At 72.6% G+C, this 22,644-nt stretch carries 19 protein-coding genes and 2 pseudogenes; all 21 read right to left on the bottom strand.

Annotated features, from left to right (window positions below; all coding sequences use genetic code 11):
• Positions 1-75: 75 nt before the first annotated feature.
• Positions 76-852: pseudogene (locus AB0M43_RS26645) on the bottom strand (AAA family ATPase); the annotation flags it as partial.
• 201 nt (positions 853-1,053) lie between these two features.
• Entirely contained in the window at positions 1,054-2,049 is a 996-nt protein-coding gene (locus tag AB0M43_RS26640; protein ID WP_363728476.1) for a hypothetical protein, read from the bottom strand.
• Between the two features lie 9 nt (positions 2,050-2,058).
• Positions 2,059-2,988 (bottom strand): RluA family pseudouridine synthase, encoded by a 930-nt coding sequence (locus AB0M43_RS26635; RefSeq protein ID WP_363728475.1) that lies wholly within the window; start codon positions 2,986-2,988, stop codon positions 2,059-2,061.
• Positions 2,985-3,530 (bottom strand): signal peptidase II, encoded by a 546-nt coding sequence (lspA, locus tag AB0M43_RS26630; RefSeq protein ID WP_363728580.1) that lies wholly within the window; start codon positions 3,528-3,530, stop codon positions 2,985-2,987. The genes AB0M43_RS26635 and lspA overlap by 4 nt, the downstream gene beginning before the upstream one ends.
• Positions 3,527-3,958, bottom strand: a complete 432-nt coding sequence (locus tag AB0M43_RS26625) for a TraR/DksA family transcriptional regulator (protein WP_363728579.1) — start codon at positions 3,956-3,958, stop codon at positions 3,527-3,529. Before AB0M43_RS26625 ends, lspA begins: the two co-directional genes overlap by 4 nt.
• 527 nt (positions 3,959-4,485) lie before the next feature.
• Positions 4,486-4,809, bottom strand: a complete 324-nt coding sequence (locus AB0M43_RS26620; RefSeq protein ID WP_363728474.1) for a DUF167 domain-containing protein — start codon at positions 4,807-4,809, stop codon at positions 4,486-4,488.
• A gap of 147 nt (positions 4,810-4,956) precedes the next feature.
• Positions 4,957-5,184: pseudogene (locus AB0M43_RS26615) on the bottom strand (hypothetical protein); the annotation flags it as partial.
• 640 nt (positions 5,185-5,824) lie between these two features.
• Entirely contained in the window at positions 5,825-6,634 is an 810-nt protein-coding gene (locus AB0M43_RS26610; RefSeq protein WP_363728473.1) for a DivIVA domain-containing protein, read from the bottom strand.
• 50 nt (positions 6,635-6,684) lie between these two features.
• Complete coding sequence (locus AB0M43_RS26605; RefSeq protein ID WP_363728472.1) at positions 6,685-6,987, bottom strand: YggT family protein; 303 nt, start codon at positions 6,985-6,987, stop codon at positions 6,685-6,687.
• 18 nt (positions 6,988-7,005) lie between these two features.
• Positions 7,006-7,683, bottom strand: a complete 678-nt coding sequence (sepF, locus tag AB0M43_RS26600) for a cell division protein SepF (protein ID WP_363728471.1) — start codon at positions 7,681-7,683, stop codon at positions 7,006-7,008.
• Positions 7,684-7,743: 60 nt separating this feature from the next.
• Complete coding sequence (locus AB0M43_RS26595) at positions 7,744-8,529, bottom strand: YggS family pyridoxal phosphate-dependent enzyme (RefSeq protein WP_363728470.1); 786 nt, start codon at positions 8,527-8,529, stop codon at positions 7,744-7,746.
• A 226-nt stretch (positions 8,530-8,755) separates the two neighbouring features.
• Complete coding sequence (gene ftsZ / locus AB0M43_RS26590) at positions 8,756-9,877, bottom strand: cell division protein FtsZ (RefSeq protein WP_363728469.1); 1,122 nt, start codon at positions 9,875-9,877, stop codon at positions 8,756-8,758.
• A 226-nt stretch (positions 9,878-10,103) separates the two neighbouring features.
• The gene (locus AB0M43_RS26585; protein ID WP_363728578.1) at positions 10,104-10,676 is read right to left on the bottom strand and encodes an FtsQ-type POTRA domain-containing protein; all 573 of its coding nucleotides are present in this window, start codon (positions 10,674-10,676) and stop codon (positions 10,104-10,106) included.
• A 184-nt stretch (positions 10,677-10,860) separates the two neighbouring features.
• Positions 10,861-12,288: a UDP-N-acetylmuramate--L-alanine ligase gene (gene murC / locus AB0M43_RS26580; protein WP_363728468.1), complete on the bottom strand. Its 1,428-nt coding sequence runs from the start codon at positions 12,286-12,288 to the stop codon at positions 10,861-10,863.
• 37 nt (positions 12,289-12,325) lie between these two features.
• Positions 12,326-13,444, bottom strand: a complete 1,119-nt coding sequence (murG, locus tag AB0M43_RS26575; protein ID WP_363728467.1) for an undecaprenyldiphospho-muramoylpentapeptide beta-N-acetylglucosaminyltransferase — start codon at positions 13,442-13,444, stop codon at positions 12,326-12,328.
• 10 nt (positions 13,445-13,454) lie between these two features.
• Complete coding sequence (locus AB0M43_RS26570; protein WP_363728466.1) at positions 13,455-14,804, bottom strand: putative peptidoglycan glycosyltransferase FtsW; 1,350 nt, start codon at positions 14,802-14,804, stop codon at positions 13,455-13,457.
• Complete coding sequence (murD, locus tag AB0M43_RS26565; RefSeq protein ID WP_363728465.1) at positions 14,801-16,177, bottom strand: UDP-N-acetylmuramoyl-L-alanine--D-glutamate ligase; 1,377 nt, start codon at positions 16,175-16,177, stop codon at positions 14,801-14,803. The genes AB0M43_RS26570 and murD overlap by 4 nt, the downstream gene beginning before the upstream one ends.
• The gene (gene mraY, locus AB0M43_RS26560) at positions 16,177-17,298 is read right to left on the bottom strand and encodes a phospho-N-acetylmuramoyl-pentapeptide-transferase (protein ID WP_363728464.1); all 1,122 of its coding nucleotides are present in this window, start codon (positions 17,296-17,298) and stop codon (positions 16,177-16,179) included. The genes murD and mraY overlap by 1 nt, the downstream gene beginning before the upstream one ends.
• A complete protein-coding gene (gene murF, locus AB0M43_RS26555) occupies positions 17,295-18,674 on the bottom strand; it encodes a UDP-N-acetylmuramoyl-tripeptide--D-alanyl-D-alanine ligase (RefSeq protein ID WP_363728463.1) in 1,380 nt (459 codons plus the stop codon). Before murF ends, mraY begins: the two co-directional genes overlap by 4 nt.
• Complete coding sequence (locus AB0M43_RS26550; RefSeq protein WP_363728577.1) at positions 18,671-20,152, bottom strand: UDP-N-acetylmuramoyl-L-alanyl-D-glutamate--2,6-diaminopimelate ligase; 1,482 nt, start codon at positions 20,150-20,152, stop codon at positions 18,671-18,673. The genes murF and AB0M43_RS26550 overlap by 4 nt, the downstream gene beginning before the upstream one ends.
• Before the next feature lie 118 nt (positions 20,153-20,270).
• The gene (locus AB0M43_RS26545; protein WP_363728462.1) at positions 20,271-22,640 is read right to left on the bottom strand and encodes a penicillin-binding transpeptidase domain-containing protein; all 2,370 of its coding nucleotides are present in this window, start codon (positions 22,638-22,640) and stop codon (positions 20,271-20,273) included.
• Positions 22,641-22,644: the final 4 nt, after the last annotated feature.

Genomic DNA, 22,644 nt, shown 5'->3' with positions numbered 1-22,644 from the left:
GGGGGCCTCCTCTGGAGTTGGGGAACACCCCGAGCCTAACCGGAGCCGCCGACGGATTCGATCGAGGCACGCCCTCTAGAAGCCGTCGCTGACCGCCGTCGCGGCCTGTAACCACGCCATCCGGGTCTCCGGCTTCAGGCTGGCGTAGTCGATGCTCGATCCGGATTCCAGAGCCGGGTCATAAGGGACGACAGCGACTGTCCGGGTACGGCTCTGGAAGTGTTTGACCAGGTCACCGAGCATCGGCGACGGGGTCGGCGTGGGGCAGGACAGCAGCGTCACGGCATTGGCCACGATGTCGCCCATGCCCATCTCCTCCAGCAGGTCGAGCATCCAGTCGGCCGTGAACGCCGCGTCCTCCCGGGGGACGGACGTCACCACCAGCTGGTCGGCGGCCTTGATCACGGTCTGCCAGTTCGCGCTCTCGACGTTGTTGCCGGTGTCGACACAGATCACGTCATGGGTACGCCGCAGCAGCTCCAGCACCCGCCACACCATCGGCGGGTCCAGCAGCCGGGCCACCCGGTGGTCCTCGTCGCCGGCCAGCACGTCGTAGGAGCCGTCGGCGGCGTGCCGGAGGAACTCGTCCAGCCGGTCGCGGAGCTCCTCGCCGCTGGAGTTCTCCACCTCGACCAGGTTCTCGATCAGGTGCCGGATCGTGCGCGCGTGCCGGGCGCTGCCGGCGCGCAGCCCCAGGGTGCCGCGCAGCTCGTTGTCGTCCCACGCCAGGACGCCCCGGCCCCGGGCGCTGCCGATCGTGGCCGCGCACAGCACCGTCGCGGTCGTCTTGTGCACCCCGCCCTTGGGGTTGGCGAACGCCACCACCTTGGCCGGGCCCATGTCGCGGCGCAGCCGGGCCACGTACTCGTCCACCGCGGACGCCTGAGCGGCCCGCTGACCGCCGTTCTGGGGGTCGCCGTGGTCCGCGCCACGATCGCCCCTCCCTCGGCCCAGGAGGTTCCGCCAGCGCGGCGCCGCCTCACCTGACCGGCTCCAGCCGGCCTCGGTTCGCTCCGCCACTGTGTTCGTCCTCTCGCCGCCCGCCTCGACACGTCAGCGTATTCGGTTACCTAACGCTCCGGACAGGGGCTGGGTGCGCGAACCTCCGTCGATCCGGGTCGGGGTCGCGGTCGGGGTGGGCGAGGGTGAGGAGGGCCACTCCGGCATCGGGCCGGTCGGCGGGGCCGTCGGGGCGGGGCGGTCGGGCGTCCGGGCGGGCGACGGGCTCGGGGCCGGGGTCGGCGTGGGCGACGGGGCGGGCTGCGGGTCCGCCGGGTCGGAGACGACCGTGTGCTGCTCGGGGAGCAGGGGCTGGAACACCGCCTGCTCCGGCCGGTCGAGCCCCGGGGTCGGGTCCACGGCGCGCACCCCGGGCCGGCGGGACAGTTCCGTGAGGGTGGGCGGGGCGGCCCGCACGACGGCCGCGTACACGCAGGAGCAGTGTTCCCGGTACGCCGTCGCCTCCAGCCCCGCCTGGGCGGCCCGCGCCTCGTACTCCTCGCGCAGTTCCCTTTCCCGGGGGCTGTCGCCGGTCAGCCGGCCGGCGAGGCGGCGCGCGGTGCCGATCTCGCCGTCCTTGCGCTGGGCGGCGGCGTCCATCCCCGCGACCACGTCGTCGGGCAGCCGGCGCACGTCGACCGCGATGACCTCGGTGGAGATGCCGGGCAGCGGAACCCGCAGGTACACCCGGGAGGGGTGCGCGTTCTCCAGCAGGGCGCCGAGCCGGTCGGGCCCGAGGTACGCGGCGAGGGAGACCAGCGCCAGGGTCGGGCGGTCCACGCTGGCCAGCCGCACCTTGGCCCCGGCCACGTACGCCGGGACCGAGTCGCCGTCGGCCACCCCGACCCGCAGCGGCGTACCCGCGTCGTGGCCCCGGCCCGGCACCGGCTCGCGGGCGGACAGCACGGCGGCGAGCAGGACGGCGATCGCGAGGGTCATGCCGACGGCGGCCAGGGCGGCCCGGCGGCTCCGGCCACCGATCACCCGGCGCACGGCGGCGGCGAGCGGCGGCACCACCCGCCGGTCCAGCCGGTGGAGCAGGTCACGCACGACGACTCCCTAGGGAGCGTCACCCCGCAGGATGCGCAGCGCCCGCTCCAGATCCTCAGGGTAATCGCTGGTGAACTCAACGTAGTTTCCGGTACCGGGGTGGGCGAAGCCCAACGTGCGCGCGTGCAGCCACTGACGGTCCAGTTTGAGCCGGGCCGACAGGGACGGGTCCGCGCCGTATGTCAGATCCCCGACACACGGGTGCCGCAGCGCGGAGAAGTGCACCCGGATCTGGTGGGTCCGGCCGGTCTCGAGGTGCACGTCGAGCAGGCTCGCGGCCGGGAAGGCCTCCAGCGTGTCGTAGTGCGTCACGCTCGGCTTGCCACCGGACATCACGGCCCAGCGGTAGTCGGCGGTCGGGTGCCGGTCGATCGGGGCGTCGATCGTGCCCCGGGACGGGTCCGGGTGGCCCTGGACGACCGCGTGGTAGCGCTTCTCGACCGTGCGCTCCTTGAACGCGCGCTTGAGCACCGTGTACGCGACCTCGCTCTTCGCCACGACCATCAGGCCCGTGGTGCCGACGTCGAGCCGGTGCACGACGCCCTGGCGCTCGGCGGCGCCGCTGGTCGAGATGCGGTAGCCCATGCCGGCGAGCCCGCCGATCACGGTCGGCCCGGACCAGCCGGGGCTCGGGTGCGCGGCGACCCCGACCGGCTTGTTGACCACCACGATGTCGTCGTCGTCGTGGACCACGACCAGGCCGTCGATCCGCTCGGGCGTGATGCTCGGCGGCTCCGGCGGCGGCGGCAGGGTCACCTCCAGCCAGGAGCCCGCCTTCACCTTGTCGGACTTCCCGGCCCGGACGCCGTCGAGGAGGATGTTGCCGTCCTCGGCGAGGTCGGCCGCGACGGTCCGGGAGACGCCCGTCAGGCGGGACACCGCCTGGTCCAGGCGCAGGCCGTCCAGGCCGTCGGGCACGGGCAGGGTACGACTTGTCATGCTTTCTCCGCCTTCACGACGCGGGTGCCGTTGAGCCGGCGCCCCGTCAGTTCGAGAACGACGGCCAACGCGACCCCGCACACCAGCGCGGAGTCCGCGAAGTTGAAGATCGGCCAGACGTCGCCGTGCTTGTCGAACAGGCTGAGGAAGTCGATCACCGCGCCCCGCAGGGGGCCCGGCGCGCGGAACAGGCGGTCCACCAGGTTGCCGGTCGCGCCGCCCAGGATCAGCCCGAGGGCGATGGCCCAGGGCATCGAGCGCAACCTCGCGGCGAACCGGATGATGACCGCGACCACGGTCAGGGAGACGACGGTCAACACGACCGTGTACCCGCTGGCCAGGCTGAACGCCGCCCCCGTGTTGCGGGCGAAGCTCAGGTACAACGCGCCGCCCAGCAACCGGACGGGCTCGCGGCCCTCCAGCGCGGACAGCGCCCAGATCTTCGTGCCAAGGTCAACGGCCAGCGTGGCCAGCGCGAGAAGCGCCAACCACAGTACTGGCCGCTGCTTGTGTCCTGTTTCTTGGGATTCCGGGGTACTCAGCGCCGCTCCTCCAGCTGCTTACACGTCACACACAAGGTAGCGGACGGGAAAGCGGCCAGGCGTTCGACCGGGATGGCGTTGCCACACTTCTCACAGTGGCCGTAACCGCCCTCGTCGACCCGCTCGAGCGCGCGCTCCAGCTGGGTCACCCGCTCGAGGAGGTTGTTGGCCAGCGAGATCTCCTGCTCGCGCTCGAAGGTCTTCGTCCCCGTGTCGGCCTGGTCGTCGCCGGCCGAGTCGGTGAGCCGCTCGCGCTGCATCTCGTTGGAATCGGTGATCATCTGCTCGTACTCGCCGCGCAGCTCGGTGAGCCGATCGGAGAGCGCGACGCGGATCTTGTCGGTGTCCGAGGCACTCCGGGCGGAGCCACGGGCAGTCTTACCGGCCACGCTCTTGGTGGCCGTACTGGTATCGGCTGGCTTGGCCATCGTCGCTCCCTTGGCCGCGGATCGCGCGGCGGTCGGCGGTGCCTTCACGGGGGGTGTCGCCGGGGCCTGGGTCCCGGCGGCCTTACTGGTCTTCGAACCTGTCACTACCCGAGGCTTGGCATCCTCGGCGATCTCGGCACCCGCCGCAGTCCTTTTCTCGACCCTCGGCGTTCGAGTCGTGTTCGAGACCGCCGCGGCGGTCTTCTTCGGGGCGGGCGCCGCCGTGGTGGTGGCGGGTTCCGCGCCCTCGGGGGCGGCCTTCTCGACCGCACTCTTGGCAGCCTTGGCCGGGGCGGTCCTGACCGCCGCGACCGGGGCGGTGACCTTGGCAGCCTTGACCGGAGCGACCTTCCGCGAAACCCCCGCACGCTCGGCCATGACTGCCCCCAAGAGAGAAAAAATGGGTACGCGGCGGGGCGCCGCGCACTCCAGAGGGTGGCAAGAATACGTAACGAATCGCCGAGCCACAAACACGCCACACCTGAGGACGCGTTTTTACAATTTTACGCCCAGCCCCACCAAACCGGTCACGACTCGAGAAGATCGCGTAACCGTCCCGCGACCTGGGGAGTGTCCGGTTCGACGGTGAGGAGCTTGTCCCGGCTGGTCTGCCCGGTCCGGAGGGCCACGGCGCGCGGCCTCAGGCCCAACGCGCTGGCCACGGCCCTGATCACGGCCTCGGTGGCCCGGCCGTCCACGGCGGGGGCGGACACGGCCACCACGAGCGCCGGCCCGTACGGCCCGGGGTAGCTGCCGCCGACCTTGGTCCGGGAGGCGCCGGGGCGGACCCGGACCGCGACGGTCAGCGTCCCGCCATTGTCTGCGGCGTTGGCCCGGCTACCGACGGGCACGGTCGCGCCCCCTGCCCGGAGGCGGGCGGGTGGCAGGGCCGGTCGTGCCCGGCTGGAGGCCACGGGTGACCGAGCCGAACTGGGGAGCGCGGGTGGCCGAGCCCATCCGGCCGGTGGCTGGGCAGGTCCCGGACCTCCGGCGGCCGGTCAGCTCCGGCCGCCGAGCGTGGTCGCCGGCTCGCACAGCCCGCACGGGGAGAAACCCAGGGCCTGGGCCTCGCCGACCGGCAGGGGTTCGGGATCGCGGCCGACCAGGTGGTGGCAGCCGGAGAGGTGGTAGCGCGGCCGGCCGTCGACGACCCAGACCCGGGTGGTCAAACGGCCGATCCGGGAGGCGACCGCCGGCGCGACGTCCTGCGCGGGTGGCTCGTCCTCCGGGTCGTCGTCCTCGTACTCCGGGTCGTCGTCCCCGTCGGCCGCGGCGCGGTTGGCCGGTCCCGCGAACGCCGAGCCCCCGAGATGGCCCGGCGGCGGCGCGGAGACCGGCTCGGCCGGCGGCGCGGTGTGCGGAGAGGAGTCGGAGCCGAGGTCGACGGCTTCGGTGCGGTTCGCGTCGGATTCGTCACTGTGCGTAACGGAGTCGGCGCCACCGAGGACAGCGGAGGTCGCGGGTGGAGAGTCGGCGTCGTCCGGGGACGCGTCGCCGGGTCGCGACCCGAACCAGTCCGGATGCGCCACCTCGGCCGCCGCGAGCCGCTCGGCCCGCCGGACCCGTTCCGCGTACCGGTCGGGCAGGGGCTCCTCGACGGACTCCCCGGACGGCTCGACCGGGGACGTGTCGGATTCCCGACCCTGGGCGGCGAGCGTCGCCCGGGGTGCCGTCGTCGGGGCGGTGACCGGCTGGCGGGAGCCCCGGTAGACCAGGACCGCCGCCACCCCACAGAGCACGATCGCGCTGATCAACAGCACGTTCGAGGCCTGGATCAGCCCGAAGACGACGAGCACCGCCGCGACGAGGATGAGCAGGAGACTTCCGACTATCACGGCTCACCCCCGCCGCGTCACAGGTGGATGGTCAGCGGCCCGGACCGTCGAGGCTGTTGCGCCCCGCCGGACCGTACCCGCCGCCGCCGAGACCGGCCGTGGCCAGCCCGCCGGCAGGGGTGCCGTTGCTCCGGCCGCTCTCGGCCCGGGTCAGCTCGTCCTCGAGCCCCTGTCCTTTGCCGGACAGGTCCCGCAGCTGGCTCTCCAGGTACGCCTTGAGGCGCGTCCGGTACTCCCGCTCGAAGGCCTTCAGCTCCTCGAGGTGCTTCTGCAGCGCGTTGCGCTTCGTCTCCAGGCCGCCCATGGCCTCCTGGTGCCGCTGCCGCGCGTCCCGCTCCAGCGCCTCGGCCTTGCCGCGCGCGTCCCGGGTGACCTCGTCGGCCTTGGCCCGGGCCTCGGCGAGCACCTTGTCTGCCTCACGGCGCGCGTCGGCGACGTGGTCGTCGGCCGTCCGCTGCGCCATCATCAGGACCCGGAGCGCCTGCTGCTCGCCGGCGTCGCCACCGGCGGCTCCGCCACCGGCGTTGATCTGCTCCAGCTCCTGCTGCATCTGCCGGGCGGCCTGCTCGGCGGCAGCCTTCTCCCGCTGGACGCGCTCGAACTGCGCCTTCAGGTCGGTCAGCTCAGCGACGAGGCGCGGGTCGTTCCCCCCGCCAGCGGGGGCCTGACGGCCACCGGCGGCGCTGGCCGCGCGGATGTCGGTGTTCTCCTCGATCAGTCGGGCGAGCTCGCGCTCGACCTCGTCGAGGAAGGCGTCCACCTCGTCCTCGTCATAGCCCCGCTTGCCAATCGGGGGTTTCTTGAAGGCGACGTTGTGCACGTCGGCCGGGGTCAGCGGCATCGGAACTCCTCGGGTCAGTTAGAGGCCGCGCGGTCACACGGTCCCGGCGGCTAGGCCGCCTGGACCAGAGGCCCTACTACGAAATACATCAGCACTAACACGATAGCGAGCAGAGCTAGGAAGGCCAGGTCCACGCTCACCGTACCAATCCTGAGCGATGGGATCACTCGCCTCAACGCCCGAAGGGGTGGTTCAGTGACGCTCCACACGCACTCCATCGCCGCTGCGGCCCCACGGCCGGGTCGCCAGCGGCGGGACAGGGAGCGAACCCAATCCAGCACAATGCGGGCGAGCAGGAAGAGGAAAAAAACGTATAGGAGCAGGTAGACGACCTGGACTACGTTCGACAGCACCGGCCCTGCGCCCTCGCTTCAGCTCTGGTGGAAGAACCCGCCCTCGGCGATCTTCGCCTTGTCCTCAGCGGTCACTGTGACATTGGCGGGTGAGAGCAGGAACACCCTGTTGGTGACGCGCTCGATCGTACCCCGGAGTCCGAAGGCCAGGCCCGCCGCGAAGTCGACCAGCCGCTTGGCGTCCGCCTCGTCCATCTCCGTGAGGTTCATGATCACGGGTGTTCCGTCCCGGAACCGCTCCCCGATCGTCCGTGCCTCGTTGTACGTGGTGGGGTGCAGGGTCATGATCCGGTAGTTCGTGTCGTCCTCTTCCACCACGACCGCCCGTTCGCGGAGCTGCACCTGCGGAGCGAGCGCGAGATTGTCCTGAGTGAGGGTCGTCACACCGGCCCGACCGTCGCGCAGGGGTCGGACACTCGCCCGCTCCGCACGGGTCTCCATCGCGGCGGCGGCGGCCCGCAGGCGCGGGGCGTCCTCCTCGTGCTGACGGCCCCGGGAGTCCTCGTGGTGCGCCTCAGGCTCCTCGTCCTCGTACTCGTCGTACCTGTGGTCGCGGTCCCGATCCCGATCACGGTCCCGCGAGCTGGGCCGACGGTCACGCTCCGTGTAGCGGCCGTTGTCGTTCTCGTCCGCGTAGCGGTCCTCGTCATCCTCGATGAGGCCGAGCCAGACGCCGGCCTTCCGCAGAGCACCCATAGCGTCTCCCCCCTCGCAAACGTTGGTCTGTTAATCACACCGATGTGATTCGATGCTCGTTCAGGCTAACCCAGCCGGCGGCCGGCTTCCGAGGATTGCGCTGCCGACACGCACATGAGTGGCACCGAACGCAATGGCCTCGGCGAGATCGCCACTCATACCGGCCGACAGCACGGTGGCTGTCGGATATCCGACAAGAAACGTCGACGTGTACTCCGCGAGAACACCGAACGCCCGCGCCGCCTCCCAGTCCAGGGGAGCCACCGCCATCAGTCCGCGCAACCGGAGCTCCGGGCGGGCCAGCACCGCGTCGGCGAGGGCCGCGAGCTCCGGCCGCGGTACGCCGCCCCGGCCGACGGCCCCGTCGAGGCTCAGCTGGAGCAGTACGTCGAGCGGGCGGTCCGGACGCTCCCGGGCCACGGCGGCGGCCAGGGCCTCCACCAGGGCCGGGCGGTCCACGGAGTGCACCATGTCCGCGTACCGGACCACGGAGCGCGCCTTGTTGCGCTGGAGCTGCCCGATGTAGTGCCAGATCGGCTGCCCGGCACCGAGCCCGGCCGGGCCGGGGATCTCACCGGCCAGCGCCTCGGCGACCAGGGCCGCCTTGGGAGCGGCCTCGGCGTCGCGGTTCTCCCCGACGTCGCGCACCCCGAGATGCCGCAGGTGCACGACGTCACTGGCCGGATACGTCTTGGTGACCGCGACCAGGGTGACCTCGCCGGGATCGCGCCCGGCGGCGGCACAGGCCGCGTCGATCCGCGCCCGGACCCGCGCCAACCCGTCGGCCAACTCCCGGCGCCGGGTGTCCCCCGCGCTGTCGGCGGCCGACTCCGGGCCAGAACCCACGCCCCTGCCTGCCGGGCGGCCCCCACCCCGGGCGTCGTGCCCGGAGCCGGCGCCGCCCCCGCCGGAAAGGCCCTCGGCGGAGCCCACCGCACCCTCCGCCGGACGACCCGACCGGTCGGAGGCAGCGGACGAGCCGCCGGGAACCCCCGACGGCTCGACCTGTGTCGCCGCGTTCTCTCCGGCGCCCGGCCCGCGGCCGCCCGCCGGCGTCTCCTCAGGTAACAGCTCAGGCACCGTTCTTCAGGAAGTCCGGAACGTCCACGTCGTCGAACAGCACCCGGCGCGGCGCCGGCTGGGTCGGTGCCGGGGTCGCCGGACGGACCGGGGTCACGTTCGACGGGGCGGACTGCTCGACCGGCTGCGGGGCCTTGCGGGCGGGCTCGGCCGGCTTGTACGCCGGGCTGCCGCCGTCGAAGCCCGCCGCGATCACGGTGATCCGGACCTCGTCGCCGAGCGCGTCGTCGATGACCGCGCCGAAGATGATGTTCGCGTCGGGGTGCGCCGCGTCGGTGACGAGCTGCGCCGCGTCGTTGATCTCGAACAGGCCGAGGTCGGAGCCGCCGGCGATGGACAGCAGGACGCCGCGCGCCCCGTCCATGCTCTGCTCCAGCAGCGGGCTGGAGATCGCGGCCGTGGCGGCCTCGACCGCGCGGGAGTCGCCCCGCGAGGAGCCGATCCCCATCAGCGCGCTGCCGGCGCCGGACATGACGCTCTTCACGTCGGCGAAGTCGAGGTTGATCAGGCCCGGCGTGGTGATCAGGTCCGTGATGCCCTGGACACCGGACAGCAGCACCTGGTCGGCCTGGCGGAACGCGTCCATCATCGACATCGACCGGTCGCCGAGCGCCAGGAGGCGGTCGTTCGGGATGACGATGAGGGTGTCGCACTCGTTGCGCAGGTCGTCGATGCCCGACTCGGCCTGGACCTGCCGGCGCTTGCCCTCGAACGAGAACGGCCGGGTGACCACGCCGATGGTGAGCGCGCCGAGCTTGCGGGCGATGCTCGCGACGACCGGCGCGCCGCCGGTGCCCGTGCCGCCGCCCTCGCCGCAGGTCACGAAGACCATGTCGGCCCCCTTGAGGACCTCCTCGATCTCGTCGCGGTGGTCCTCGGCGGCCTTCTTGCCGACGTCGGGGTTCGCGCCCGCGCCGAGGCCCCGGGTGAGCTCGCGACCCACGTCGAGCTTGACGTCGGCGTCGCTCATCAACAGCGCTTGCGCGTCGGTGTTGATCGCGATGAACTCGACGCCCTTCAAGCCGACCTCGATCATCCGGTTGACGGCGTTGACGCCGCCCCCGCCGATCCCGACAACCTTGATGACCGCGAGGTAGTTGTGCGGAGTTGTCATCGGTCTGCCATCCCTTCGAGGTGATCTGCTCGCCCGTTCAGGGTGCCCGCGTGGTGCACGCTTCCCCCCGTGCCGTCTGTGGCGAAGGACAAAACTCTAACTCTCTACTAGAGACTTACAGTTATGTCAACTTCCTGTACTGGCCCGGAACGTATTCCGCATCCGGCCTCAAACCAAAGACATCCCCCGGCGTGTCGCGGATCTTGTTCCGAACTCTGGGAACAGATCACCGCATCACGGGGAAGTCCGGCGCGCTGACGTCGATGACCGCACCAGGACGGCCGAGCAGCAGCGTCGCGGTACGCGACTTCTTGTCGCTGGCCTCGGCGTCGCCCCAGACCACGGAACGCCCCTTGGCCAGCTCCAGCCGGATCCTGGTGACCGACTCGGCCTCCAGAGTACCCAGTTGGGAGCGCAGTTCAGGACTCAAAGCCGACAGGACCCGCAAAGCGGCCTGCGTGGTCGGATCCGAGGGCCCCGGACTGGGCAGCCTCAACAGCGGCAGACCGGCCGGGCGCGTGCCGACGACCTGGAACAACACGCCCTCGCGGTCGAGCAGACCAAAGGCCTTGTCCTGGGGTACGACCGCGATCGGCCTACGCTCCGTGACGGTGACCACCACGGCACTCGGCCACGACCGGGACACGTCCACCCGCTCCACCGGGGCCAGCTGGGCGACCCGGCGCTCGGCCCCGTCGGTGTCGACTCTGGCCAGTGGCGTACCGGGCGCGACCCTGGCCGCCTCGCGGATCTGCTCCGGGCTGAGGATCGCGGCCCCGCGGACCCGGACCTCGGACACGGAGAGCAACGGACTGCCGTAGACGCCCCAGGTCAGCAGGGCGAGGACGACGAGTCCGGCGGCCACGAACAGCCACGGCCGGGCCGTGTTCAGCCGGCGCTGGCGGGCCCGGGCGGCGAACCGGCGCACGGAGACCGGCACCGCCTCGCGTCGGGCCCGGACCAGCTGCCAGCGCCGGGGCACGTCAGGCCCCGGGGTCCGCGCCGCGGGTGGACAGCGCCGCCAGCAGCTCGTCGCCCAGCAGCGAGATCGGCGGCGCGCCCATGGTCACGACCACGTCGCCCTGGCGGGCCCGGCGGGCCACCTCGGCGGGCACGTCCGACCAGGACGGCACGAACACCTTGCGGTCCTCGTCGAGCGCGACCGCGCGGGTCAGCGCCGCGCCGCCCTCGCCCGGCTCGCGGACCTCGCCCGGGCCGAACACCTCCATCACCACGGCCTCGTCGGCCAGCGACAGGGCGGCGGCGATCTCGGTCTGGAAGTCGCGGGTCCGGTACATCCGGTAGGGCTGGAAGACCACGATCAGGCGGCCCGGGTCGGCCACCCCGCGCAGGGTGCGCAGCGCGGCGTCCATCGAGGTCGGGTGGTAGGCGTACTCGTCGTAGACCCGGACGCCGTCGGCGGTGCCCTTGAGCTCGAACCGGCGGCGGACCCCCGGGAACGCCGCCAGGCCCTCCACCACGCAGGTGGCGTGCAGGCCGAGCCGGAGCGCGGTGAGTACGGCTGCGGCCGAGTTGAGGGCCATGTGGTGGCCCGGGGTCGGCACGGTGATCTCGCCGAGCGGCTCGCCGTCCAGCCAGGCCCGGTACCGGGCGCCGGAGGAGTCGGACGTGACGTCGGCGATCCGCAGGTCTGCGTCCTCGGCCTCGCCGTACGTGAACACGGTGCGGCCCTCGGCGCGCAGCTGGTCGGCCAGGCTCCGGCACCGGACGTCGTCGGCGCAGGTGACCACGAAGCCGTCCGGGGTGGTCTGCCGGCAGAACTCGGCGAACCCCTCGGCCAGCCCGTCGAGGTCGCCGTACGTGTTCAGGTGGTCGGCGTCGATGTTGGTGACCAGGGAGACGTGCGGCCGGTACCTCAGGAAGGATCTGTCGCTCTCGTCGGCCTCCGCGACGAAGTACTCGCCGGTGCCGTGGTGCCCGTTGGAGCCCGCCTCGGAGCTCTCCCCGCCGATGCAGAACGACGGGTCCTGTCCGCAGTGCTGGAGGATCAGCGTGGTCATGGAGGTCGTGGTGGTCTTGCCGTGGGTGCCGGCCACCGCGATGGTCCTCCGGCCCGTCATCGTGGCCGCCAGGGCCTCGGAACGGTGCAGGATCCGCAGGCCCAGCCGGCGGGCCTCGACGAGTTCGAGGTGGTCGTCGGGGATGGCCGTGGAGTAGACCACCGTGTCGACGTCGCGCAGGTTCTCCGCGACGTGCGCCATGTGGATCACGCCGCCGAGGGCGCGCAGGCCGACCAGCGACGGCCACTCGCGCAGCTCGCTACCGGACGTCGGCACGCCCCGGGTGAGCAGCAGGCGGGCCAGGCCGCTCATGCCGACCCCGCCGATGCCGATCAGGTGGACCCGGCCGAGGTCCTCGGCGGTGACTCCGTCGTCGATCAGGGACTTCACGATGCACCATTCTGCTCGTTCGACAGCTCGACGGCCCTCATGCGGCGCTCCCGCGCGGCGCGGTGGCGACCAGCTCCTGGACATAGGACAGCAGGGCCTCGTCGCCGTCGCGGCGGCCGTACCCGGCGGCGGCGGCGCTCATCGCGTCGAGCCGGGCCCGGTCGCCGAGCAGCGGGATGACGGTCGACTCGACCCAGGCGGGCACGCAGTCGGCGTTGTCGACCAGGATGCCGCCCCCGGCCTCGACGACCGGGAGCGCGTTGCGGCGCTGCTCGCCGTTGCCGAACGGGAGGGGTACGTAGATGGTCGGCAGGCCCAGGGCCGCGACCTCGGCGCAGGTCATCGCGCCGCCCCGGGACAGGACGAGGTCCGCCGCCGCGTACCCCAGCTCCATCTCCTTGAGGAACTCGACGGTCACGTACGGCGCGTCCAGGCCGGTCGGGATCTCCACCGGCTCGTCCTGGCGGGCGCCGGTGATGTGCAGGACCTGGTACCCGGCGGAGGTGACCGCCTTGGCGGCCCCGGCCATCGCCAGGTTGATCTGCCGGGCGCCCTGCGAGGCGCCGAACACGAACAGGGTGGGCCGGTCGGGGTCGAGCCCGAAGTGCGCGCGGGCCTCGGCGCGCCGGGCCGCCCGGTCGAGCCGGGTGATCGAGGTGCGCAGCGGCACGCCGACGACGCGGCCGCCGGCCAGGGACGGGACCTTGAGCTGGGCCGGGAAGCCGAGGGCGATGTGCCCGCCGATCTTCATGCCCATCTTGTTGGCGACGCCGGGGGGCACGTTGACCTCGTGGATCACGGTGGGGGTGTGCCGCCGCCACGCCGCCAGGTACGCCGGAACCGATACATAACCACCGAAACCGACCACGACCTCGGCCTGGACCTCGTCGAGGATCGCGCGGGTGGCCCGCATCGCCCGGTACATCCGGGGCGCGGTCTTGAGCAGGTCCACGTTCACCGAGCGCGGCAACTGGTACGCCGGGACGTTCCGCAGGTCGTAGCCGGCCGCCGGGATGATCTCGTTCTCCAGGCCGCGCGGCGTACCCAGGCAGGTGATCCGGATGTTCGGGTCGTGCCGCCGCAGACAGTCGGCGAACGCGAGCAACGGATAGATGTGTCCCCCGGTGCCGCCGCCGGCGAGAACCACTGACCTCATGCGCTGTCCTTCACTTCGATCGGCCCTGCGTAGTCGAACCGCTGCGCTGGCGGGGGCGGGTGACCCCGCCGGCCGGACGCCCGGCGTCCCCTCTCCGCTCGGAGGGCCCGGCGGAGGTCAGGGGCGGCAGCGGTGCCCAGAGTATCCGGCCCCACTTCCCCGGGGGCCGGGCGTGCAGCGCGGCGGCCGCCTCCGGCTCGGCCCGGGCGAACGACGCGAGCATGCCCACGACGGCCACCGACACCACCAGCGAACTGCCGCCCGCCGAGATGAACGGCAGCGTGATGCCCGTGATGGGGATCAGGCCGATCACGACCCCGATGTTCAGGATCGCCTGGCCGGACAGCCAGATGGTGGCCGCCCCCGCCGCGAGCCGGCGGAACGGGTCGGTCACCCGGCGGGCGATCCGCAGGCCCGCGTAGGTCAGGACGGCGAACAGGGCCAGGACCACCATGCAGCCGACGACGCCCAACTCCTCGGCGATCACGGCGTAGATGAAGTCGTTGGCGGACTCGGGCAGGTAGCCCCACTTCTGGCTGCCCGCGCCGAGGCCCACGCCGAACCAGCCGCCGTTGCTGATCGCGAAGTACGACTGCATGGCCTGGAAGCCGTCGCCGTCCTTCATCCGCTCCGGGTGCAGGAACGAGGCCAGCCGCGCGCTCCGGTACTCGTTGCCGACGAAGATGAGCACCAGCACGCCGGCGACCGCGATGCCCAGCAGCAGGCCCAGGATCCGGGTCCGGACGCCGCCGATGAACAGCAGCGCGCCGAAGATGGTGAGCATCGACAGCATGGTGCCCAGGTCGTGGTACCCGACGAGGGCCAGCAGCAGGCCCGCCACCGGGAACAGCGGGACCACCAGCTCCTTGAGGTCGCCGAGCAGCTCGCGCTTGCGGACCAGGATCTCCGCGCCCCACAGCAGCAGCGCCAGCTTGGCGAACTCCGCCGGCTGCACCTGGAACGCCCCGACGTGCAGCCAGTTGGCCTTCTCGTCGACGCTGATCCCGGCGAAGGCCAGCTTGCCGCCCATCTCGCCGCCGATCAGCATGAACAGCTGCACCGGGATCGCCACGGCCATCAGGACCGTGCCCACCGACCGGTACGTGTTGACCGGCAGCCGCTGGAACAGCCAGAAGCCGACCAGCCCGAGCATCGCCCACATGCCCTGCTTGGCGACCACCGCGAACGAGTTGCCGGTGTCCTTGAACGAGTCCACCCCGGTCGCGGAGAACACCATCACCAGGCCGATGGCGACGAGCAGGCCGACGCTGGCCAGGAGCAGGTAGTACGACGCCAGGGGCCGCGACAGCAGCCCACGCAGCGCCGCCAGGGGGCTCGTGGACAGCCGCGGGGACGTCATTGCCCTAGTCCCCGCACGGCGGTCTCGAAGGCCGCGCCACGGGCCGCGTAGCTGGCGTACATGTCCAGGGAGGCCGCCGCCGGGGCGAGCAGCACCGTGTCCCCCGGTACCGCCAACCGGGCCGCCGCCGCCACCGCCTCCGCCATGGCCCCATCATCGGTCCTCGGCACATCGACCACCGGGACGTCCGGGGCGTGTCGCGCCAGCGCCCGGGCCAGCTCGCCCCGATCGATCCCGATCAGCACCGCCCCGGACAGCCGGTCGGCGACCGCCGCGACCAGGTCGTCGACGTCCACGCCCTTGAGCTGGCCGCCCGCGACCCAGACGACCTTCGGGTACGAGCGCAGCGACGCGTACGCCGCGTGCGGGTTCGTGGCCTTGCTGTCGTCCACGTACAGCACGCCGCCGACCGTGGCCACCGGCGCGTTGCGGTGCGGCTCGGGCGTGTACCCGGACAGCCCCGCCCGGACCGCCTCCCGGTCGACCCCGTGCGCCAGGGCCAGGGCGGCGGCGGCGAGCGCGTTGGCCACGTTGTGCGGCCCGGACGGCCTCACGTCGTCCAGGACGGCGATCTCGTGCGCGTCGCCGTCGGCCATCCGGTCGATCAGCATGTGCTCCACGACGCCCAGGTCGCCCTGCCGGGGCGCGTCGAGGGTGAACCCGATCGCCCGGCCCGCGTGCCGCCGCAGCTCGCGGGCCACGTACGCGTCGTCGCGGTTGCCGACCGCGACCGGCCCGCGCCACACGGCCTTCTTGGCGCCCGCGTAGGCGTCGAAGTCGCCGTGCCACTCCAGGTGGTCGTCGGCCAGGTTCAGCCACGCGCCGGCCTGCGGGGCCAGCGTGCTCGACCAGTGCAGCTGGAAGCTGGACAGCTCCACGGCCAGCACGTCCAGGTCGCTGGTGACCGCGTCGACCAGGGGCACGCCGATGTTGCCGAGCGCCTCGGTGCGCAGCCCGGCGGCGCGCAGGATCGACACCAGCATGGTCGTGGCGGTCGTCTTGCCGTTCGTGCCGGTGACCGCGAGCCACGGGGCCGCGTCCGCCGGGCGCAACCGCCAGGCGAGCTCGGGCTCGGAGTACACGTCGAGGCCCTGGGACGTGGCCGCGACCGCCAACGGGTGGTGCGGCGGGAAGCCCGGCGAGACCACCAGCTCGTCGACCCGGTCCAGGAGGTCCTTCGGCGGCTCGTCGCTGACCAGCGCCTCCGCGCCGGCGGCCGTCAGGCGGTCGACCCAGTCGCCCGCGGACCGGTCCAGGACCGTGACCCGCGCACCGCGCCGGAGCAGGGCCTCGGCGGACGCGATGCCCGCCACCCTCGCCCCGGCGACCAGGAACCTGCGGCCCTCGGGCCGCCAGGGAACTTCCGGCCCCATCAGCCGTACGCCCGCAGGAAGTCGGAGTAGAAGACGCCCAGCGCGATGAGCACGCCGAGCCCCGCGATGATCCAGAACCGGACCACGATGTTGACCTCACTCCAGCCCTTGAGCTCGAAGTGGTGCTGCAACGGCGACATCCGGAATATTCGTTTACCGGTGGTGCGGAACGAGATCACCTGGAGCACGACCGACATCGTGATGATCACGAACAGGGCGCCCAGGATCGGGGTGAGCAGCACCGTGCGGGTGGCCATCGCCATGCCGCCGATCAGGCCGCCCAGGCCCAGCGCGCCCGTGTCGCCCATGAAGATCCGGGCCGGCGAGGTGTTCCACCACAGGAAGCCCAGCAGGGCCCCCGCCGCCGCCGCGCCGACCATGGCGATCTCCAGCGGGTCGCGGGAGACGTAGCAGTAGGCGCCGGCCTTGGCCGCCGGGTACTCCGGGCACCAGTGCCGGTACTGCCAGAACGCCATCATCGTGTACGCCATCAGCACCAGGATCGACGCGCCCGTGGCCAGGCCGTCCAGCCCGTCCGTCAGGTTCACCGCGTTGCTCATCGACATGATCACGAAGATGAAGATGACGATCGCCGTCACCTTGCCCGTGTACAGCCAGTCGATGTCCCGGACCAGCGACAGGTTCTCGCTGCCCACCGTGAGCGAGAAGTCCTTGTAGCCGTGCACGGTGCGCGGGAAGCTCAGCGCGATCCAGCCGAACACGCCGCCGACCGCGATCTGGCCGAACAGCTTGCCCTTCTTGCTCAGGCCCGCCGAGTTCTTCTTCCGGACCTTGATCCAGTCGTCCAGGAAGCCGACCAGGCCGCAGCACACGAACAGGCCCAGCAGCACCAGGCCGGTGATCGTGAACCCGTCCTCGCGGCCGCCCTTGGCGCCCATGTTGAGCTGCACCAGGTGGCCCGCCCCGTACGCGATGACCGTGGCGAGGATGAAGACCACGCCGCCCATCGTCGGGGTGCCCCGCTTGCCCAGGTGGGTCTGCGGACCGATCTCCCGGATCGGCTGCCCCGCCTTCAACGCCCGGAACACCCGCACCGCGAGCGGTGTGATGAGCAGCGACAGTACGAACGCGACGAATGCCGCTGCGATGACGGCCCTCACGCCGACAACCCTTCCCTGAGCGCGTCCGCGACCTGCCAGGTCCGGTACCGCGAGCCCTTCACCAGCACTACGTCACCGGGGCTCAGTGCCCCGTCCAACAGCGCGATCGCCGCCTCCTGGTCCGTCACCCGCACAGCCTCTCCTGCCCAGTCGGCCACCTTCTCGGCGCCGTCGGCGAGCGGACCCGCCCCGTCACCCACGGCGACCAGCCGGTCCACGCCCAGCTCGGCGGCGAGCCGGCCCACCGACTCGTGGCCGGGGACCTCCTCCGCGCCGAGTTCCGCCATGTAGCCCAGCACGGCCCAGCTGCGCCGCTTCCCGCTCATGTCCGCGAGCGCGCGCACGGCCGCCGACATCGAGGCCGGATTGGCGTTGTACGAGTCGTCGATCACCGTGACCCCGTCGCGCCGGTCGAACACGTCCATCCGTCTGGCGGAGACTAGCCGCAGCCGGGGCAGGATGTCACCCAGCTGTGCCAGCGACAGCCCGAGCTCCCGGCCCACGGCGGCGGCGACCAGCACGTTGCCCACCTGGTGACGACCCGAGACCCCCAGAGCCACAGGGGTACTGCCCTCCGGCGTGACCAGCGTGAACGCCGCCCGGCCCCGGTCGTCGACCGTGACGGCCTCCGCGCGCACGTCCGCGTCCGCCGCCTCGCCGACCAGCAGCACCCGCGCCCGGGTCCTCGGCGCCATCGCCCGGACCCGGGGATCGTCGGCGTTCAGGATCGCCAGGCCGGTGTCCGGCAGCGCCTCGACCAGCTCCGCCTTCGCCGTGGCGATGTTGTCCTGGGAACCGAACTCGCCGATGTGCGAGGTGCCCACGTTCAGCACCGCCGCGATCCGGGGACCGGCGATCCGGCACAGGTAGTCGATGTCCCCGATGTGCCGGGCGCTGTACTCCAGCACCAGGAACCGGGTGTCCTCGTCCGCCCGCAGCACCGTCGACGGGTGGCCCAGCTCGTTGTTGAGCGAACCCGCCGGGGCGATCGTCGGCCCCAGCTCGGCGACGACCTGCGCGATCAGGTCCTTCGTGGTCGTCTTGCCCGAGGAGCCGGTCACGCCCACGATGGTGGCGTCCAGCCGGGGCGCGACGAAGGTGGCCAGCAGGCCGATCGCGCGCAGCGGGTCGTCCACCACGATCGTCGGCGCGTCCACCGGCCGCAGCCCGATCACGGCCACCGCGCCCCGCTCCACGGCGGCCGGCGCGAACTCGTGGCCGTCGACCTTCTCGCCCGGGAAAGCGATGAACAGCCCGCCGGGTACGACCTTGCGGGAGTCGTGCTCCACCGGGCCCGTCACGCGGGTCTCCGGGTCGCCGCCGACGAGCGTGCCCTCCACCGCCCGCGCGATGTCCGCCAGGGTCAGTGCGATCACTCGGTCCTCCCGGTCGTGGTACCGAACCGCTCGCCGAGGGCGGCGGCCAACTCGATCCGGTCGTCGAACGGCAGCACCTCGCCCGCGACCTCCTGGCCCTTCTCGTGGCCTTTGCCCAGCAGCGCGATCGTGTCGCCGGGTTCCGCGATCCGGACGGCCTCCTCGATGGCCGCGCGCCGGCCGGAGACCTCGAAGCAGGAGCCCGGGCCGCCGAGACCGCCGGTTCCGGGGATCCCCGCGATCAGCTCCGCCCGGATCACCGCCGGGTCCTCGGTGCGCGGGTTGTCGTCGGTCACGACCACCACGTCGGCACCCGCCGCCGCCGCCGCGCCCATCACCGGCCGCTTGGCCCGGTCCCGGTCGCCGCCCGCGCCGATCACGCAGATCAGCCGGCCCGCCGTCACCTCGCGGAGCGCCGCCAGGGCCGCGGTGACCGCGTCCGGCTTGTGCGCGTAGTCCACGACGCCGAGGACCGGCTTGTCCACCACCAGTTCCAGCCGGCCGGCGACCCCGGTGCACGCCGCGACGCCGTGCGCCGCCACCTGCGGGTCCACCCCGACCTCCACCAGCATCGCGATCGCCAGCAGGGCGTTGGCCACGTTGTGCCGGCCGGGCAGGCGCACGCCCGCCGCCACCGGGCCGGCCGGGCCGACCGCCGTGAACGTCTGCTCGTAGCCCGAGCCGGCGATGTCCGTCGCGTACCAGGTGGCCTCGGGGTTCCCGGCCACCGAGAACGTCACCGTGTCCGCCGTGAGCAGGGCCTTGAGCGCCGGGTCGTCGTGGTTGAGCACCGCGCGCGCCGACCGGCCGTCGAAGAGGCGCGCCTTGGACGCGAAGTAGTCCTCGACCGTGAGGTGCAGGTCCAGGTGGTCCATGCCGAAGTTGGTGTAGCCGCCGACCGCGTAGCGCACCGCGCCGACCCGACCGAGCTTCAGCGCGTGGCTGGACACCTCCATCGCCACCGCCGTCACGCCGCGCTGCACCGCGCGGGCCAGCAGGGCCTGCAGGTCCGGGGCCTCGGGGGTGGTGCGCACGCTGCCGATCGTCTCGTCGCCGAGCCGGGTCTCCACCGAGCCGATCATGCCGGTCACGTGGCCGGCGGCCCGCAGACCCGACTCCAGCAGGTACGAGGTGGACGTCTTGCCCGCCGTACCCGTCACGCCCAGCATCAGCAGGCGCGCGCTCGGGTCGCCGTACACCCGGGCCGAGACCGTGCCGAGCACCGCGCGCGGATCGGGCACCACGAGCGCGGGCAGGCCCTGCTCGACGGCCCGGTCGGCACCGGCGGCGTCGGTCAGCACCGCGACCGCGCCGGCCGCCCGCGCCTCGGCGAGGAACTCGGCACCGTGCCGGCGCGCGCCGGGCAGCGCCGCGTACAGATCACCGGGGCGCACCTCCGAACTGGCGAGGGTCACGCCGGTGACCGGCACGGAGTGGACGGGGGGCGTCGAGCCGACCAGCGCGGCGAGTTCCGCCAGCGGACAGGGGCGGACGTTCTCAGGTCGTGGGTAGCCTGGCACGGCCCCGTACCCTACCCGCACCGGCCGGTGGCCCGACGCACCACCACGCCCTCCGTGATCTCCTCCGCACAGTGTTTTATCCGTGTAGCTGGAACTCTGGCGGGTTTGTTCCACTCGGGGGTACTCCGTACTTACGGAGCGTGAAGCTCATCACGTCCTTGAACACCGAACCGCAGATCGAACTGCCCTCCTTGCCGGGCGTGTACGTGAACACCGCCACGACGTACCGGGGGGCCTCCGCCGGGGCCATCCCGATGAAGGACTGCACCTCGTACTGCCGGTAGTTGCCGTTGTAGGCGCCCGTACCCGTCTTGCCCGCGACCCGGAACCCGGGGATCGCCGCCGAGTGCCCCGTACCGCCGTCCGCGGTGGTCACCGCCTCCATCGCGGTGCGCAGCTCCTGGGCGTGCACCGGGTCGAGCACGCGGTGCTGGGCGGGCTTCGCGGCCGGCTTCACCTTGCCGTCCGCGCCGACCGTGGCCTTGAGCAGGTGCGGCTGCACGTACAGCCCGTCGTTGGCGATCGTCGCGTACGCCCCCGCCATCTGGAGCGGCGTCGTCGACACCCCCATGCCGATCGGGATGGAGCCCTCGCTCTCCGAGGTCCAGTCGGCCGGGTCGGCCACGATGCCCGGCGCCTCGTTGGGCAGGCCGACGCCGGAGGACGCGCCCAGGCCGAACTTCTTCTGGTACTCGTACAACTTCTGCGGTCCGAGTTTTTCGGCAATGTGGACGGACCCCACGTTGCTCGACCACGCCAGGATCCCCGGCAGGGTCAACTGACCGGTGTACGGGTGCGTGTCGCGGACCTGGAGCGTGCCCTTGCGGATCTCCGGCGTGACCCCGACCAGATCCTTCGCCTTCACGCTGCCCTCCTGCAGGGCCGCCCCGATCGTGATCGCCTTGTGCACCGAACCCGGGTCCACGACCTGCTGGGTGCACGAGTCCGGCGGCGGCGGGCCCTGCGGGTTCGCCGCGTTGTACGTCGGGGTGCTCGCCATCGACAGCACCTCGCCCGTGCGGGCGTCCATCACCACCGCGCACGCGAACGCCGCGCCCGTCTTCGCCGCGCCCTGGGTCAGCAGCCGCTGCGTCTCGAACTGCAGGTCCCGGTCCACGGTGAGCCGCAGGTCCGTACCCGGCCGGGCCGGCGTCGTCCGGCTGAACCCGCTCGGGATCACCTGGCCCGTCCGGCTCGTCTCGAACTCCCGCTTGCCGTCCTCGCCGTAGAGCACCTTGTCGTAGGCGAGCTCCAGCCCGAACTGGCCCCGGCCGTTCTGGCCCGTGAAGCCCACCATGTTCGCGGCCAGGTCGCTGCCCGGCACCTCGCGGCGGGTGTCCCGGGACACGACGATGCCCTTGAGGTTCAGGCCCATGATCCGGTCCCCGGTGTCCACGTCCAGGCCGCGCTGGAGGATCACGTACTGGTTCGGCTTGCCGTCCTCGTGCTTCGTCCGCTGCAACTTCGCCGACAGGTCGGTGCGCGACACCCCCAGCAGCGGGGACAGCGCCTCGGCCACCGCGCCGGGATCGTCGATCAGGGTCGGGTCCGCGTACACGAACCGGGCCTCGACGCTGTGCACCAGCACGTTGCCGTCGCGGTCGAGGATGCCGCCGCGCGCGGCCGGCAGGATCAGCCGGGTGAGCCGGTCGCTGAGCCCCTCCGCCGCGTAGGCCGCCGCGTCGGTGATCTGGAGCTGGATCAGCCGGCCCCCCAGCACGGCGAACAGCAGCAGGATCATCGCGACGCTGACCCGGAGCCGGCGGCGCGGGTCGGCCAGCCGCTTCCGGCGGGCGGGCCGGGTGGAGTCGGTGGTGAAGAACCTGACGAGCTTGCCGAGCCGGCGGGGTTCGGCCGGCGGGCGGGGCCGCACGCCGTCGCGGCGCGGTTCGACGGCCTTGCGGGTACCGCGACTCTTCGGGGCGTCGCCGGCGCGGCGGGGCACGGCGGTGGGCCTGCCGTCGGTGGTCCGGGGCGGGCGGGCGGTCCGGTTGCCGGCGCGGTCGGTCGTCCTGGCCTCGCCCGTCTCGCGGTCGGTGGTCCTGCCGGATCGGGCGGCGCGCTCGCCGCGGTCGGCGGTCCTGCCCGGCCGGGCGGCGCGCTCCTCGTCCCGCTCGTCGCGGGAGCCCCGGACCCGGGCCGACCTCGCCGCGTCGTCGGCCTCGGCGGCCCGACGCGCGCCGGAACTCCGGCGCGCGTCCGTGGCCTCGTCCGCCTCCCGCCCGGCGTCCGCCCGACGGCGCGGCCGGGGCGGGGCGGTGGTCTCCTCGTCGGCGACGACACGGAGCCGGGGACGCTCGGTGTCCCCGGCGTCCCCGGCCTCCTTCAGTGTCCTGCCCCGAGGGGTGTACCGCCGGGCGTCGGAGATCGCACTCCGGTCCCGGCGGAGCGGCACCACGTTGTCGTCGCGCGGCTGGTCTCTGGGCCTGCCGCGATCCGTTGCCACCGTG

Origin of the sequence: Longispora sp. NPDC051575 (assembly GCF_040681875.1) — a bacterium.
GTDB lineage: Bacteria > Actinomycetota > Actinomycetes > Mycobacteriales > Micromonosporaceae > Longispora.
The sequence above is the reverse complement of the archived record's forward strand: the minus strand, read 5'-3'. Positions and strand labels throughout refer to the sequence as shown.

Bases quoted from the DNA above. Each gene is read 5' to 3' on its own strand.
- AB0M43_RS26635 (WP_363728475.1), bottom strand. From the start codon at position 2,988: ATGACAAGTCGTACCCTGCCCGTGCCCGACGGCCTGGACGGCCTGCGC.
- AB0M43_RS26625 (WP_363728579.1), bottom strand. From the start codon at position 3,958: ATGGCCAAGCCAGCCGATACCAGTACGGCCACCAAGAGCGTGGCCGGT.
- AB0M43_RS26610 (WP_363728473.1), bottom strand. From the start codon at position 6,634: ATGCCGCTGACCCCGGCCGACGTGCACAACGTCGCCTTCAAGAAACCC.
- sepF (WP_363728471.1), bottom strand. From the start codon at position 7,683: ATGGGTGCTCTGCGGAAGGCCGGCGTCTGGCTCGGCCTCATCGAGGAT.
- ftsZ (WP_363728469.1), bottom strand. From the start codon at position 9,877: ATGACAACTCCGCACAACTACCTCGCGGTCATCAAGGTTGTCGGGATC.
- murG (WP_363728467.1), bottom strand. From the start codon at position 13,444: ATGAGGTCAGTGGTTCTCGCCGGCGGCGGCACCGGGGGACACATCTAT.
- AB0M43_RS26570 (WP_363728466.1), bottom strand. From the start codon at position 14,804: ATGACGTCCCCGCGGCTGTCCACGAGCCCCCTGGCGGCGCTGCGTGGG.
- murD (WP_363728465.1), bottom strand. From the start codon at position 16,177: ATGGGGCCGGAAGTTCCCTGGCGGCCCGAGGGCCGCAGGTTCCTGGTC.